The 15,322-nt window shown below is 60.7% G+C and carries 12 protein-coding genes and 1 pseudogene; 8 read left to right on the forward strand and 5 right to left on the reverse strand.

Annotated elements, in window-relative coordinates; all coding sequences use genetic code 11:
* The first annotated feature begins 13 nt into the window (after positions 1–13).
* Both NJC40_RS26790 and NJC40_RS26795 read left to right on the forward strand, forming a co-directional pair.
* A complete protein-coding gene (locus tag NJC40_RS26790; protein WP_045481716.1) occupies positions 14–736 on the forward strand; it encodes a pirin family protein in 723 nt (240 codons plus the stop codon).
* Between the two features lie 181 nt (positions 737–917).
* Positions 918–1,775, forward strand: a complete 858-nt coding sequence (locus NJC40_RS26795) for a sensor domain-containing diguanylate cyclase (protein WP_253141188.1) — start codon at positions 918–920, stop codon at positions 1,773–1,775.
* Positions 1,776–1,794: 19 nt separating this feature from the next.
* Here NJC40_RS26795 and NJC40_RS26800 read toward each other — a convergent pair whose 3' ends face one another.
* Both NJC40_RS26800 and NJC40_RS26805 read right to left on the reverse strand, forming a co-directional pair.
* Positions 1,795–2,559 carry a hypothetical protein gene (locus NJC40_RS26800; RefSeq protein WP_045481722.1) on the reverse strand — a complete coding sequence of 255 codons (765 nt, stop codon included), beginning with the start codon at positions 2,557–2,559 and terminating at the stop codon, positions 1,795–1,797.
* A 236-nt stretch (positions 2,560–2,795) separates the two neighbouring features.
* Positions 2,796–3,107 carry a hypothetical protein gene (locus tag NJC40_RS26805; protein ID WP_253141187.1) on the reverse strand — a complete coding sequence of 104 codons (312 nt, stop codon included), beginning with the start codon at positions 3,105–3,107 and terminating at the stop codon, positions 2,796–2,798.
* A 237-nt stretch (positions 3,108–3,344) separates the two neighbouring features.
* On the opposite strand from NJC40_RS26805, the gene NJC40_RS26810 reads away from it, so the two are divergent.
* The 3 genes and pseudogenes from NJC40_RS26810 to NJC40_RS26820 all read left to right on the forward strand — a co-directional run.
* The gene (locus NJC40_RS26810; protein ID WP_253141186.1) at positions 3,345–5,519 is read left to right on the forward strand and encodes a TonB-dependent siderophore receptor; all 2,175 of its coding nucleotides are present in this window, start codon (positions 3,345–3,347) and stop codon (positions 5,517–5,519) included.
* A 96-nt stretch (positions 5,520–5,615) separates the two neighbouring features.
* The gene (locus tag NJC40_RS26815) at positions 5,616–7,376 is read left to right on the forward strand and encodes a S8/S53 family peptidase (RefSeq protein WP_253141185.1); all 1,761 of its coding nucleotides are present in this window, start codon (positions 5,616–5,618) and stop codon (positions 7,374–7,376) included.
* A gap of 267 nt (positions 7,377–7,643) precedes the next feature.
* Positions 7,644–8,156: pseudogene (locus tag NJC40_RS26820) on the forward strand (RNA-guided endonuclease InsQ/TnpB family protein); the annotation flags it as partial.
* Between the two features lie 301 nt (positions 8,157–8,457).
* On the opposite strand, the gene NJC40_RS26825 reads toward NJC40_RS26820, so the two are convergent.
* Positions 8,458–10,206, reverse strand: a complete 1,749-nt coding sequence (locus NJC40_RS26825) for a BCCT family transporter (RefSeq protein WP_045481731.1) — start codon at positions 10,204–10,206, stop codon at positions 8,458–8,460.
* A gap of 416 nt (positions 10,207–10,622) precedes the next feature.
* On the opposite strand from NJC40_RS26825, the gene NJC40_RS26830 reads away from it, so the two are divergent.
* The 3 genes from NJC40_RS26830 (at position 10,623) to NJC40_RS26840 (ending at position 14,561) form a co-directional block, all read left to right on the forward strand.
* Positions 10,623–11,936 (forward strand): hypothetical protein, encoded by a 1,314-nt coding sequence (locus NJC40_RS26830; RefSeq protein WP_253141183.1) that lies wholly within the window; start codon positions 10,623–10,625, stop codon positions 11,934–11,936.
* 111 nt (positions 11,937–12,047) lie between these two features.
* Complete coding sequence (locus tag NJC40_RS26835; protein WP_045481736.1) at positions 12,048–13,298, forward strand: MFS transporter; 1,251 nt, start codon at positions 12,048–12,050, stop codon at positions 13,296–13,298.
* 9 nt (positions 13,299–13,307) lie between these two features.
* Positions 13,308–14,561 carry an arsenic transporter gene (locus tag NJC40_RS26840; RefSeq protein ID WP_253141182.1) on the forward strand — a complete coding sequence of 418 codons (1,254 nt, stop codon included), beginning with the start codon at positions 13,308–13,310 and terminating at the stop codon, positions 14,559–14,561.
* A 98-nt stretch (positions 14,562–14,659) separates the two neighbouring features.
* Here the strand turns inward: NJC40_RS26840 and NJC40_RS26845 are convergent, their stop codons facing one another.
* Complete coding sequence (locus tag NJC40_RS26845; RefSeq protein ID WP_253141181.1) at positions 14,660–14,947, reverse strand: hypothetical protein; 288 nt, start codon at positions 14,945–14,947, stop codon at positions 14,660–14,662.
* Between the two features lie 37 nt (positions 14,948–14,984).
* Positions 14,985–15,281, reverse strand: a complete 297-nt coding sequence (locus NJC40_RS26850) for a transposase (RefSeq protein WP_253141180.1) — start codon at positions 15,279–15,281, stop codon at positions 14,985–14,987.
* Between the last annotated feature and the right edge of the window lie 41 nt (positions 15,282–15,322).

Genomic DNA, 15,322 nt, shown 5'->3' on the forward strand with positions numbered 1-15,322 from the left:
TTGGAGAACCATCATGCTCACTCTTCGCAAAGCTTCTGACCGCGGCGCCGCCAATCACGGCTGGCTCAACTCGCAGCACACCTTCTCGTTCGCCAACTACTACAACCCGGACGAAATGGGCTTTTCCGATCTGCTGGTGATTAACGACGACCGCGTCGAAGCCGGCAAAGGCTTCGGTCAGCACCCACACCGCGACATGGAAATTTTCTCCTACGTGCTCGAAGGTGCGCTGGAGCACAAGGACACGCTGGGCACCGGCTCGGTGATCCGCCCAGGCGATGTGCAACTGATGAGCGCCGGCAGCGGTGTGGCGCACAGTGAGTTCAACCACTCGCATGAAGAGCGGGTGCACTTTCTGCAAATCTGGATCGTGCCCAACATCGCCGGCGCCACGCCGAACTACCAGCAGCAGCACTTCAGCGCCGAAGACAAGCGCGGCCGCCTGAAGCTGATCATCTCGCCGGACGGCCGGGAAGGTTCGTTGCAGGTTCGCCAGGATGCCAACGTGTATGCCGGCCTGTTCGACGGTGCCGAGTCTGCCGAGCTGAGCCTGGACGCCGACCGCTACGCCTACGTGCATGTTGCCCGTGGCAGCGTGGTCCTCAACGGCCAGGCCCTGGGCGAAGGTGATGGAGTAAAAGTGCGCAACGAACAGCGTCTGCAACTCAGCCAGGGCGTAGATGCAGAAGTGCTGGTCTTCGACCTGCGCGCCCAAGACCGTCCACAGCGTCCATAAGGTGGCCGATCCCTTGCAAATTGCATGGTGCAACAGGCACAACGCCGCGGCTGACGCGGCGTTGTCGTTTAATTTTTGTTACCCGCCTTGCGCAGATCTGCTGTAAGTCTGCAAGATGGCTCATCGCCTGTCCGACCGGTCAGATCGATGACCAGTGCCATGAACCGGACTTGCCTCTCCTATGCCCGTCGACTTGCAAACGCTCTATCCCAGGCTGATCCACCTGATGCTGGATACGGTCTTCGTAGTCGACAGCAGCGACCGGATCGTGTTCGTTAGCGATGCCTGCGAAGCATTGCTGGGATACCGGGCCGACGAGTTGATCGGCACCCTGATCACCGGCTACCTGCACCCTGACGACGTGCCCGCCACGCGCGGCTCGATTGAGCGGGTCATGAACGGCCTGCCGCACGTCGACTTTCGCAACCGCTACATCCGCAAGGACGGCGCCGTGGTGTCGATTCTGTGGGCAGCGTTCTGGTCTGAAGAGTTCGATGCGCGCATCGGCGTGGCCCGCAACGTCACCGCACTGGCCGAGGCCGAGCAACAGCTGCGTTTTCTCGCCCACCATGATCCGTTGACCGGGCTGACCAACCGGGCATTGTTCACTGACCGGCTGCAGACAGCCTTGAACGCAGCACAGCGTAATGAAAATACCGTGGCCTTGCTGTTTCTCGACGTCAACGGCTTCAAGGCCATCAACGATGTGCATGGGCATGCCGTCGGTGACCAGGTGCTCTGCGAGATTGCCAGGCGCCTGCAAGGCTGCGCGCGCAAGAGCGACACGGTGGCGCGCATGGGCGGCGATGAATTCACCGTGCTGCTGACCAACGTCCATTGCGGGGAGGGTATCGAAGCGAAAGTCGCGCAGCTCATCAGCGCCTTGGCCCAACCGCTGGGGCGAGAGTTCGGTGATCTGCAAATGCCGTCGTGCAGTATTGGCGTGGCGCGTTTTCCCGAGCATGGCACCGACGCCGATGCGCTGCTCAGTCATGCCGATGCAGAGATGTATCGGGTCAAGCGCCAGCGCGGCAGATGAATATCCAAGGCACGACTTGCTAACGCGTCCTGACCAACCGGGCCAACCCCACCGTGACCAGCACCGCCAACACCACCGCCACGCTCAGCGACGCCCCCACTCCCCATTGCACAATCGAGTGCTGCAGCGCCAGGTAAAAGCCCACCACGCCCACCGCGCCGATGGCGTTGCCACGCACGATGGCGCCCAGTTCATAGCGCCCGCCCTGCACATGGGCAAATACTGCCAATGGCCAGGCAATCACCGGGATCGGTGCCAGCAAGCCACTGATCACAGGACCCAGCCACTCGGCGCTGGCAGTAATTGCCAGCAACAACAGCGTTGCGGTGAGCATGCGCATCGGAATGACCCACCGCGGCAGCGCCACATAGTTGGCCTTGCGGGTCTGCGCCTCTTTACCCGTGAACACGATGTTCGCCGCGACCAACAATAAGGTGGCAATGATCGACACCAGCGGCGCGCCCACGCCACTGATTGCCAAGGCGGTCGCCGCATAAGCCATCAGTGCCGTGATGCAGCCGATAAAGGCCCCGACTTTACGGGTCACCAGAAAGTAAAACAGGTAAGTCGCCTGAATTGCCGCCAACCCGGCCAGCGCCCCCGGCACCGCCTGCAAGGCAAACCCGGCGCCTTGTTCAAGACTGAGAAACAGCATCACCAGCGCAGAAGTAATCGGCAGCCCGGACAGTAAACCGCCGATATGCGTACCCCAGCGTTTGGCCGCCAGAGAGATGACCAGCATCAGCGTGGGAGTGATGAGCAATTTGAGGTAGAAGGCGGTCATCAACAAGACATCGAACCAGACAGGGAAAGACCGCCATCTTAACCGCAACGAATTGGCCAGGTGCCGACAGTTAAAAAAGAGACCCGAGCTTATCGGGCGGAACGGGCACGCATCACTCGCCACGGGTACCCGCTTGCTGAGCCCTTGAACCGACCCGCTGCTGTCTGGAAATCAACATGAATCGGCATCAATTGCGGGGAATGCCTCTGCGATTTCTTTAAATGCTGTGTGGCATCCTAGCGAGACGTTTCAGACAGCGCTCTTGACGACAGCTCTGTATGGCCGTTGCAACTCACCATCGCATAGTACTTGTTGTCAGGCACATCAACAGAAACTGACCAGAGCCGATGGGCCGGGTTGTAAGTGGCATCTGAAAGAATCCTGACGCCCTCCCCTCCACCCTTGGGAGGAAATCTGTCGAAGTAGGCGCGAATCGATTTCTCAAGAAAATCCTGCCCGGCCTCAGGACAAGGCGCGCTTTGTTGTTGCCCACATCCCACCACCATAACCAGCAGCGCGGCTGTTGATAAAGGCTTTAAAAATCGCATGATGATCCTTGTCCGCCAGTCTGGCCTTGAGTACGGATGTTATCGCGCAACGGATAAAAATGCCCATCGCCGGAAGATAGCTGCCCCCCTGCCAGTCAATATTCCCCGCAGCTCCTGGCTCTCATCTACCAGCCCTGCCTGCAACGTTTTACAAACATTTACATTTGTGAAAATCCTGTAAAAATAAATGCTAATCATTCTCATAAGCATGATTTTCACTTTTACAGGACGCTCCCCATGTCGCGCTCTACCCCACATGCGTTTTTCCGCCCGACCCGTAATTTGCTGACCATGGCCATTTGCATGGCCTCCATAACGCCTGCATGGGCGGTCGAAACCGGTGAGAAGCAAGAAACCACCGCCCCCGCGGTGGTTGAACTGGGCGCGACCAAAATCGGTGATACCCAACTGGGCGGTACCACCGAGGGCAGCCAGTCGTACACCACCGGCTCCATGTCGACGGCCACCAAGCTGCCGCTGAGCCTGCGTGAAACGCCGCAAGCCGTGACGGTGATTACCCGTCAGCGCATGGACGACCAAGGCATGACCAGTATCAATGATGTAGTCAACGCCACCCCCGGGCTGTTTCTCAGCTACGCCAACGGCCCAGGCCGTCAGGCCTATACCTCACGCGGGTTCGACATCGACAACCTGATGTATGACGGTATTCCCAGTGGCTACAACGGCGTATCGGTCGGTGCCCAGCCAAACCTGGCGATGTTCGACCGCGTCGAGGTGGTGCGTGGCGCCACAGGCCTGGTGACCGGTTCCGGTAACCCGTCGGCGGCCATCAACCTGGTGCGCAAGCGCCCGCTGGCCGAGCAGAAAGTCACCCTGACCGGCGCGGCCGGCAGTTGGGACGACTACCGTGGCGAGATTGATGCCTCCAGCCCGCTAAACAGCAGCGGCACGTTGCGTGGCCGGGTGGTGGCCTCATACCGGGATGCCAACAGCTTCATTGATGACCGCGAAGAAGATCACGGCCTGTTCTATGCCGTCACCGAAGCCGACCTGAGCGAAGACAGCACCCTGACCCTGGGTTTCTCGCACCAGAAGGACAAGACCAACTACTTCTGGGGCTCGTCGATGGTTGGCCTGGACGGCCATCACCTGAACCTGCCGCGCTCGTATAACCCCGGCACCGACTGGGAAGACAAGGACCAGCAGATCAACACGCTATTCGCCGAGTTCCGTCAGCGCCTGGCCAACGACTGGAAGCTGCAAGTCAACGCCAACTACTCCGAGCAGGACGCGCTGTTTTCAGGCTCCTACCAATCGCGCTGGGCCGCCAACCGCGAGCTGCAGCGCACGGTTTACCAGGCTTCATACCATGAAAATCAAATGGGCCTGGATGGCTTTGTCAGCGGCCCGTTCGACGCCTTCGGCCGTACTCATGAGCTGGTGGTCGGCGCCAGCAAGCGTGTCTATGACCGGACCACTCACAACTACAGCCCGTACAACCTCTACTGGCCGCTCGATGGCGCCAAGCCGGATTTCGTGCGCACCAACGACAGCCATAACATCACCACCCAGGATGGCGTGTACCTGACCACTCGCCTGAACCTGGCCGACCCGCTGAAGCTGATTCTGGGCAGCCGCCTGGACTGGTACGACTACGACAACCGCAGCGGCGCCGGCGACTACAAGGTGACCCGCAACGTCACCCGCTACGCCGGCCTGATCTACGACCTGGACGCGCACCACTCGGTATACGCCAGCTTCAGCGATATCTTCACCCCGCAAAGCTCGCTGGATACCTCCGGCACCCCGGTACGGCCCATCGTCGGCAAGAACTACGAGATCGGCATCAAGGGCGAGTACTTCGACGGTGCGTTGAATGCCAGCCTGGCTCTGTTCCGTGTCGACCAGCAAAACCGCGCGGTGCAGGTGTTCGTGCCGAACTGCCCGCAATCGGCCTGCTATGAAGCCTCCGGCGAAGTACGCAGCCAGGGTATCGATCTGGAACTGCAAGGCGCACTGACCGAAAACTGGCAGGTCGGCGGCGGCTATACCTATGCCCGCGTGCACACCATCAAGGATGACGCCGCACCGCAGAACGTGAACCAGCGCTTTGATACCGACACGCCTGAGCACCTGTTCAAGCTGACCACCCGTTATCAGTTCCAGGGCCAACTGGAAAAACTGCGCGTGGGCGGCAACCTGTCCTGGCAGAGCCGCATGTACAACGACTTCGCCGTGCTCAACGGCAACTACCGTCTGGAACAAGGCAGCTACGTGCTGACCGACCTGATGGCCGGCTACAAGGTCAACCAGAACCTGGACCTGCAAGTGAACGCCAACAACATTTTCGACCGTAAATACTATGCGTCGATTTCCAACGCAGTGACCTACGGCGGCGACACCTATGGCGCACCGCGTAACCTGATGCTGACCGCCAAATACAGCTTCTGAGCCTCTTGCCCGGCGCAAGGAAGCGCCACTGGGCAGTGAACAAACCCGCCATGCCCGCAGTCCGAACAGCACCCCGCTGATCCAGGACCCTGCGCCATGCCTTTGCGCCCTGCCGCTCTGACCACTTTTCTTGCACTGTCCGGTATGGCTGTGGCCCAAGAACCCTTGCGCCTGGAGCAACTGGCGCGCTGCGGCGATCTGCTCGACAGCCAGCGCCAGACCTGGTGCCTGACGGTACGCGGTCTGTCGCCAGCAACGCCCACCTTGAAGCTTGGCGGCCAGAGCCTGCCGGCAAACGCGGTGCAACGCGACGGCCAGAACCTGCGCCTGACCCTCGACAGCCATGGCCGGCAGAGCGGCCCGCTGTGGCTGGAAGACGGCACGCGGGCCAGCAATGCGGCCTGGCTGACCCTGCGCAACAGTCATGTAGTGGCGGCCAAAGCGGATGAAGTGGCGAACAACATGGATGGCCTGACCACCTACGTGAATCTGGTCAGCGTGTTGATCGAAGAAAATCAGGATGGCCGCCTGGCCGCGCAGCAGTTGGCCGACAAATATGGCGCTACGGTGGTCGGCAGCATTGCGCCGCTCAACCTGTATCAACTGCGCCTGCCCGCCACCGATCTGGTGCAGCGCGATGCCTTGGTGCTGCGTCTGGGCAGTGAGATCAGTGTCGATGCGGTGGTGATTGAAGAGTCGGCTGCCGAGGAGGCTGAACAGCCGCCGGTACGCCGGCAAGAACCGCGTAAACCCGCGCCGGACTCGGACGAGTGGGCTGCCAATCGCTTTGTCGATGCCGTCAATTACTACCAGCGGCGCATCCCCGGCCGCCAGTCGCCCATCCAGCCGCAACCGGTGCGTATCGGCCTGATCGAGCGCAGTGTGGATTTCGACACCGCCGATTTTAGCGACTATATCGGCGCCTGCGCGCTGCCGCGCACCTGCGTCTATGCCCGTGACGCCAGCAAGCCGGACAGCCACGGCACCACCGTGGCGGGGATTCTCGCTGCCGGATGGGACAACGGCGGCAACACCGGCCTGTTGCGCGGGCTGGACAAGCATTCCGGCGGTTTCGAGGTGATCGTGGAGCGTAATTCTGATGCCGGGATCACCGCCAATATCGCCGCCTCGGTGAACCTGGTCGAAGACGGCGTGCGGGTGCTCAACTGGAGCTGGGGCATTCATCGGGTCGGGGCCAAGACCGTGGACGGCACCGAGGTGGATTCACTGTTGCGCTCGGGGCTGGCCATGAGTGGTTATGAAGAGATGCTCGAAGAGTTCTTCTTCTGGCTGCGCCGCGAACACCCGGACGTGCTGGTGGTGAACTCGGCGGGTAACGGCTCGTCGTTTTCCAGCACCGATGAATACCGCCTGCCCTCCTCGTTCGTCACCGAACAACTGCTGGTGGTCGGCGGCCATCAGCGCAACGAGCAGCCTGGCCTGGCCGTGCAAGACCCTGGCTATGCGGTCAAACGCAGTTCATCGAATATCGACAAGCGCGTCGACATCACCGCTGCCGCCTGCGCCCATGCCTCGACCCGCGACGCCGGGCAGACCGGTAGCGTGCATTGCGGCACCTCCTATGCCACGCCGATGGTCGCCGGCATTGTGGCGACCATGCTGTCGATCAATCCGCAGTTGCAACCGGCGCAACTGCGCATGCTGCTGCGCCGCAGCTCGATGACCATCGGTGACAACTACGACTTCGAGCCCACCGATGCCGAAGACCTCACCGCACCGATCCTGCCGTCCGAACGCAGCTACCAACTGGACAACCAGGACGTCGGCCGCTCGGCACGCCTGGACATGCAGCAGGCTCTGGATCTTACGGTGCAGAGCCGTGAGCGGGTGCGCTGACCATCGGCGCGCGACAAGCCCCGCCGTTCAGGGCGGGGAAGGATAGCGCGGACGGCGTAGCCGTCCCTGGTTGCAGTGGGGTGCCTGCTGCTGTTCGATGTACGCACCGCCACAGGATGATGCGAAGTAATATGGCGACACAGATACCCTTCTACGGCGGTATTTCGTTACAAAGACCCCATGGGCATGCACCTTGAAAACACCGTGCCGTCGGCGCCTAATGTCGTCTTCCTGGCTCATGGCTCAAGAGCAGCATGTAACGACTTCCAGCGCATTCACTCCCGCATCGGCAATGCCCGCTGAGACTATCTGCACAAGTGCTCGACCACGATCAGCCAAAACCACGCGATGGTGTGTATCGAGGACTTGCAGGTACGCAATATGTCCAGGTCGGCGGCAGGCACGGCAGAGACACCGGGAAGAAACGTTCGGGCCAAATCTGGCCTGAACAGGGCCATCCTCGATCAGGGCTGGTTCGAGCTCCGCCGGCAACTGGACTACAAGCTGGCGTGGCGCGGCGGCTGGCTCATTGCCGTGCCGCCGCACAATACCAGCCGCACGTGCCCGAGTTGCGGCCACGTGTCGGCGGCCAACCGCCAGACGCAAGCGCTGTTCAGGTGTGTGGGATGTGGTTTCGAAGGCAACGCTGATGTGGTCGGCGCAATCAATGTACTAAGGGCGGGACACGCCCGGTTAGCCTGTGAAGTGAGCGCAGAGGTCATGGCGCCAGCAGCAGGAACCCACCGAAGCGACTCAGGGGCGGCTCGATGCCGCGCCTGAGCGCCGTAGGAGTCTCCGGCCTTCAGGCCGGGGAGGATGTCAAAGACCGTCGAAAAACAAGCTGACTGGTACCGATGAGTTAAAGCGACTTGGCATGCTCCCACGCTTGCTGATTTGAAATACTGTGGGAACGAGCCAGCTCGTGAATAGGCCAATCCCGACACACCCCCTGTAGCGCTTGGAAAACAGCCTTCACGACCCAGGTCGTTCCCACCTCGACCCTGATCTGAAATACGGCCGCTCCCACCCGGATCCTGCCTTGAAATACTGTGGGAGCAAGCTTGCTCGCGAAAAAGCCGGGTCAGGCGCTGGTGCTCTCACTGTTTTCAGGCTGCGTCTGGGTGCTGGTCTTCTTCTCCTGGACCACGATGTAGAACTCTTCGCCGTGCTTGACCGCGCCGTACAGCACGGCTTTTTCGATCAGCTCGTTGCCGCGCAGGTGGCGCAGCATCATCGGGTCTTTGCGCAAGTCGCGGTACAGCGCCACACACAGCAGGACCATGACAATCACGAACGGCAAGGCCACCACGATGGTCAGGTTCTGCAACCCGGTCAGTGCCTCGCCCGGATTACGCGGGTCACCGATGGCCAGCATGATCGCCGCCACCGTACCGGTCAGTGCGCCCCAGAAAATCACGGTTCTGCGCGACGGTTCGGTGGTGCCGTGCTCTGACAGCGTGCCCATCACCAGCGATGCAGCATCGGCGCCGGAGACAAAGAAAATCGCCACCAGAATCATCACCAGCACCGAGGTGGCCGAGGCCCACGGATAACTGTCGAGCAACTGATACAGCGCGGTGTTGCTATTGACCGCGCCCTCGATCAGGGTGAAGGAGCCGTCGCGCAGTGCATCGATACCGGCACCGCCGAAGATGGTGAACCACACCAGGCTGACCAGGCTCGGCACCAGCAACACCCCGCTGACGAACTGGCGAATGGTCCGGCCACGGCTGATGCGGGCAATGAACATGCCTACGAAGGGTGTCCAGGATATCCACCAGGCCCAGTAGAACACGGTCCAGCCGGCCAGCCAGCTGTCCATCTGCTGACCGCCGCTGGCACTGGTGCGGGCCATCATTTCTGGCAGCAGCTTGATGTAGATGCCCAGCGAGGTCGGCAGCAGGTTGAGCATCAGCAGGGTCGGGCCGACGATAAACACAAACAGCGCCATGACCAGCGCCAGCACCATGTTGGTGTTGGACAGCCACTGGATCCCCTTGCCGATACCGGACACCGCCGAGGCGATGAAGGCGATGGTCAACAGGGTGATGATTGATACGTAGAACAGCTTGCCGGGATGCTCGATCCAGCCGTTGTACTCAAGGCCACCGGCGATCTGCAAGGCGCCCAGCCCCAGCGACGCGGCCGAGCCGAACAGCGTGGCGAAGATCGCCATCATGTCGATCAGCCGCCCCAGCGGGCCATTGGCATGGCGACCGATCAATGGCCGGAAGGCAGTGGAAATCAACTGCGAGCGGCCACGGCGAAAGGTGCCGTAGGCAATCACCAGGCCGATGATCGCGTACATTGCCCAGGGGTGCAGGGTCCAGTGGAACAGCGTGGTCGCCATGGCCACCTGCATCGCCTCGCTGGACTGCGCCACCGCCGAACCCGGCGGCGGGTTGACGTAGTGCGACAGCGGCTCGGCAACCCCGAAGAACATCAGGCCGATGCCCATGCCGGCGCTGAACATCATCGCCACCCACGACACGGTGCGAAACTCCGGCGCTTCACCATCGCGGCCCAGCGGCACCTTGCCGTAACGGCTGGCCGCCAGCCACAACACGAAAATCACGAACAGCGTCGAGGTCAGCACGAAGAACCAGCCGAAGTGCACGATGACCCACGATTGCGCCGTGGAGGCACTGGCCGCCAGACTCGCCTGGTTGATAAAGCCCCAGGCGATGAACGCGATGGCCAGCACACTGGTGACGCCAAACACGATCCAGTCGATGGTGCCTTCCAGATGCCGGTCACGGAAGGCTTCTTCGGTTTGCGAGGGATCGGTTACGCCGAGGGCCAGCGTATCCGGGTTGTATTCTTGTGCCATAAATGATGACGCCCCTGTGTGGGTTCCTGGACGCTGCAGGTTTTTTTGTTATTGGGTTCAGCAGCCTTGTGCCAAATCCTTGCGGGCGTAAAAGCCACTTGCATTCAGCGCGCATCGCGACGTCCGGGACCGACGTGTACGGGTTGCCGGAGGCGATTATGCGGCGCTGACGGACGCCGCCTGTTCCGATACCGGCGTGGGGCATTCATTGCGCGACTCGCCAGTGGATAAAATGAGATCCGACAGAGACACCGCTGCAAGCAATGGCATGGAAGTCCATGCTCATCAATAAAGTCGCATGCGCTGCATGCTGGTATGAGTTCGCCAAACTACGGCTGTCCGCCTGTCATCACACAGTGGTACCTTAAATTAACCTCCGCGTATCCCGCCCTGTAGACGATCAACAAGGATGAGCCATGAAGAAGCTGGCCTCGGTAGATGCCGATATCTACCATAAGCACTACGCTGACAACGCCTTTGGCAGGACGCATCAACAGGCGCGACTGGAAAATACCCACATCGTTACTTATGCCCACTATGAAAAGTTGCGCAACACCGGCTATTTTCTCAATCAGCATTTTTTCAAGAAATCCTGGCGACCCAAGGTCATCATCGGCATTGGTGGCCTAGGCCACAAACTCCAGCGAGATACGTTTGAAGAACAACTCAGGTTGCTCATTAAATTTCTGCCCGCTCATGTCGAACTTTACGTTCATGCTGCCTGCCATGTGAAGATGCTCAGTCACGACACTGACACGGTACTGGGTTCACAGAATATCTCAGGCACCTCGATGCCCTATCTTGAGTCCGGCTCAAGCTCTGGCACCCGTCACCATGAGGTACAGATCCAGTTTAAAGATGAGTCTTTGTCCTGCGCCAAAGCACTTTTTGAGGAAATACTCTGTGACCCGAGCCTGCACCTGAGGCTTTCCAGAAACAGTGACGCTACTGCCGTCGCGACCCATTTAATAGCCGGCTTCGCACTTGAGGGTCATCGACGCAAGATCGACTTCACCCGAAACTTGGGTGTACTTCTAGGCCAGAATATCGAACACCCCTCTCATATCGATTACGAACCGACGCTTGAAAAAAACCATTATCTGGTAACGGCAGCAGCAAAGATCTACGGCGCAGCAGCTGTCACAAAAATTCATCTGAATGAGTTATTCGATATCCTCTACGCCGACGGTGACGATTTTCCATTGAATGAAGCGTTCACTAACTATGTGTTCGAAGTATCAAGTTTGCTGGAAGCTGTCAGCGAGGGCACCGTACCGGACAAAGCGTCGCTACTGGATGTGTTAAGAGCGGTCTACTCTCGGGAAATGCCAGTGGTCGAAGGCGAACCGCTGGATGAGTTCGTCGATATGCTCAAAACCGTTATCGAGCGCCATCACGCCACGGAGCGAGGTGAGTTCGTCAATCGTCATCAACATCGGCTAACTCATCAGGTCATGGAAAATCCGGACTATGCGGAACGGGCTGTTTCCATGGCTCGGGATGCCGACGGAAACCTGGATGAGTATGAGGTGCGTAGCGCGCTGTTGAACGACGCTATTGATCCGCGACGCTACATGGATGTACTGGATCTGTCAGACTTTGTCGCCGACGTGCACAAGGAGATCGAAAAGGCTTATATCGCAGCGGTGGCCAGCACGTTCGCAGCACTTCATGAAAGACATGCAGCGTTGCTGCAAATCTATCAGCGTGAACTGATCAGCCAACCGTGAGGTGAGTCGATGATCAAGGCATGAAGCCCTCGCTTCACGAACTAAAGCCATTGGCCACAGTCAGCGTATCAAGATGTTTCACTGCTCCGCTGACCTGCCGAGATCATCCACTTGAACGACCAGACCAAGAACCGTCGCAATGAGCTGTCGCTGGATGGGCTGAACTTCTTTCTCGCCGACGTGCGCGACGGATTGGGGCCGTATCTGGCGATTTACCTGCTGGCCGTGCACAACTGGGAGCCAGCCAGTATCGGTCTGGTGATGACCGTTGCCGCAGTGGCAGCGCTGCTGACCCAGGCACCGGCGGGCGCGTTGATCGACCGCACCACGGCCAAGCGTGCCGTGGTGGTGCTTGCCGCGCTGCTGGTGACCGGCAGTTGCCTGCTGCTGCCGTGGCTGACATCGTTCGGCCTGGTGGCGCTGACCCAGGCTGTCAGCGCCATCGCCGGCTCGGTGTTCGCCCCGGCCATCGCGGCGATCACCTTGGGCATCACCGGCCCGCGGGCCTTTACCCGCCGTACCGGGCGCAACGAGACCTTCAACCATGCCGGTAATGCCTGTGCCGCGCTGCTGGCCGGCGGCTTTGCCTGGCTGTTCGGCCCGGTGGCGGTGTTTTACCTGATGGCGGTGATGACGCTGGGCAGCATTGTCGCGGTCAGCCTGGTATCGGCCAAGGCCATTGACCATGATCTCGCGCGGGGCTTCACCCCGGAGTCGGCGGGCAGTCACGGCCAGCCGTCCGGGCTGCGGATCTTGCTCAGCAACCGGCCGCTGCTGTGGTTCGCGGTGTGTTGCGCACTGTTTCACCTGGCCAATGCGGCGATGCTGCCACTGGTCAGCCAGAAGCTGGCGCAGGTCAATCTGCAACTGGCCACCCCACTGACCTCAGCGTGCATCGTCGCCGCACAACTGGTCATGGTGCCCATGGCGCTGCTGGCCGGTGCCCGTGCCGACCAGTGGGGGCGCAAGCCACTGCTGATGGCCGGTTTTTTGATTCTGCCGCTGCGCGGTGCGCTGTACGTGGTCTCTGATGAACCATTCTGGCTGCTGGCGGTGCAGTTGCTCGATGGCATCGGTGCCGGGCTGTTTGGCGCGTTGTTTCCGGTGGTGGTCAAAGACCTGACCCAAGGCACCGGGCGTTTCAACGTCAGCCTGGGCGCCTTGTCAGCGGCATTCGGCCTGGGCGCGGCACTCAGCCCTGGCCTGGCCGGCCTGGTGGTCCAGGCGGCAGGCTACAATGCCGCGTTCCTGACCCTGGCGGCGATTGCCGGGGTAGCCTTTGTGCTGCTGTGGCTGACCGTGCCGGAAACCTCCACGCGCACTTCCAACAGCGCCGCGGCCCAGCCTGCCGCCACCCTCTGAGTACCTGCCATGCCTGCATTAGACCCGACGACGGGGATCTGGACCGTTGCCGCCCTCGCAACCGCCGCAGTGATCCTGCGCCCCTGGCGGGTGCCGGAATTTGTCTGGGCGCTCGGCGGCGCGGTGCTGTTGATTCTGCTCGGCTGGCTGCCGCTGCCTGCCGCGCTCAAAGCCGTGGCCGAAGGCGGCGATGTGTATCTGTTTCTGATCGGCATGATGGTCCTGGCGGAACTGGCCCGCCAGCAGGGGCTGTTCGACTGGCTGGCGATGTATGCGGTACAGCACGCCAAAGGCTCTGGCCAGCGGCTGTTCAACCTCGTGTTTCTGGTTGGCACGCTGGTTACGGTGTTTCTGTCCAACGATGCCACCGCCGTGGTCCTGACCCCGGCGGTGTACGCCGCCTGCCGCGCCGCCAAGGCCGAGCCGCTGCCTTATCTGTTCATTTGCGCGTTTATCGCCAACGCGGCCAGCTTCATACTGCCGATTTCCAACCCGGCCAACCTGGTAGTGTTTGGCAGCCAGATGCCGCCACTGCTCGACTGGCTTCGGCAATTCAGCTTGCCGTCACTGGCCGCCATTGGCCTGACTTACCTGATGCTGCGCCTGGCCCAACGCAAACAGATTCGCCAGCCGCTGGCCACCTGCATCGACCTGCAGCCGCTGCCTGGCGGCGCGCGCCTGTGTGCGTTCGGCCTGGTCCTGACCGGCATCGTGCTGCTCAGTGCCTCGGCGCTGGACCGGCCACTGGGCCTGCCGACCTTTTGCGCGGGTCTGGCCACCGCCGGGCTGATCCACCTGCGTCAGCGGCGCAGCCCGCTGCCGGTGCTCAAGGGCGTGGCCTGGGGCGTGCTGCCGCTGGTGGCCGGGCTGTTCATGCTGGTCGAAGCGGTGGCACACACCGGCCTGACTCAACGTCTGGCCCACGGCCTCGCGGCACTGGCGCAACACTCCGAAGCCCAGGCCGGCTGGGCTGCCGGCATCGCTGCGGCACTGGCCGGCAATCTGATGAACAACCTGCCGGCCGGCTTGATCGCAGGCTCCATGGGCCAGATGGCCGAACTGCCCGGCAGCACGACCGCGGCGCTGTTGATCGGCATCGACCTGGGGCCGAACCTGTCGATCACCGGGTCACTGGCGACCTTGTTATGGCTGGCAGCGATTCGCCGCGAGGGCGAGCATGTCGGGGCGTGGGGGTTTCTGAAGCTGGGCGTGCTGGTGATGCCGCCGGCGTTGGTCGGGGCGTTGACGGCGTTGTTGGTTTAAAAGGGGCGGTGACTTTATAGACCTCTTCACGAACGAGACAGATCGCCGCCCGCTCGTTCCCCCAGAGCCTGGCGGCGTCTAACCAAACAGTATCGAGACTAACGCTGCTTGCAGGCGTCCAACTGTGCTTGGTCCTCCAGCCAGGTTTCGATGCCCAACCGATAAAAGCAGTAATCCCTGATCACATTGCGTTCGAGGGCGCTCAGCTTATCCAGCGGCTTATCATCCGCATCACTGGCGTACAGGTTGATGAACTCGGTTTGCCAGGTAGGTCGGTGCTTGATGAAAAATACCCGATGGTTATCTTCGGCCCAGAGGGTGTTGTAGTAGCCGATAAACAGGTGGGCGCCGATGAGTATTGTGGCGATGGCGATTAGTTTTTTCATACGTTGGGCGAGGCAAAGAGTGGCGTCTTTTGATTGATCATTTCAATTCTCGAGCAAAGAACGCCGTAGCCTTCTTCAGGATGTCGTTATCCATTTTCAGCTCGCGTACTTGCTGTTCAAGCTCGCGGATGCGTTTGCGTTCGGTGGTGAGCGACTTAGCCGTCCCGGCACTGCCTGAATGCTCAGTTCCGTATTGCTGGACCCAGCGCCGCACGGCGGTTGCACCCACCTTCCGTTCACGACAAACCTGACTGACACTCATGCCTTGATCTTTGACCATCCTGGCTACTTCCAGCTTGAAGCCGGCATCGAAAGCTCTGCTCGTTTTGCTCATGGGGACTCCTCTTGAATAGTGATTTCAGCTACTGAGGTGTC

Source organism: Pseudomonas sp. 21LCFQ02 (assembly GCF_024129895.2).
GTDB lineage: Bacteria > Pseudomonadota > Gammaproteobacteria > Pseudomonadales > Pseudomonadaceae > Aquipseudomonas.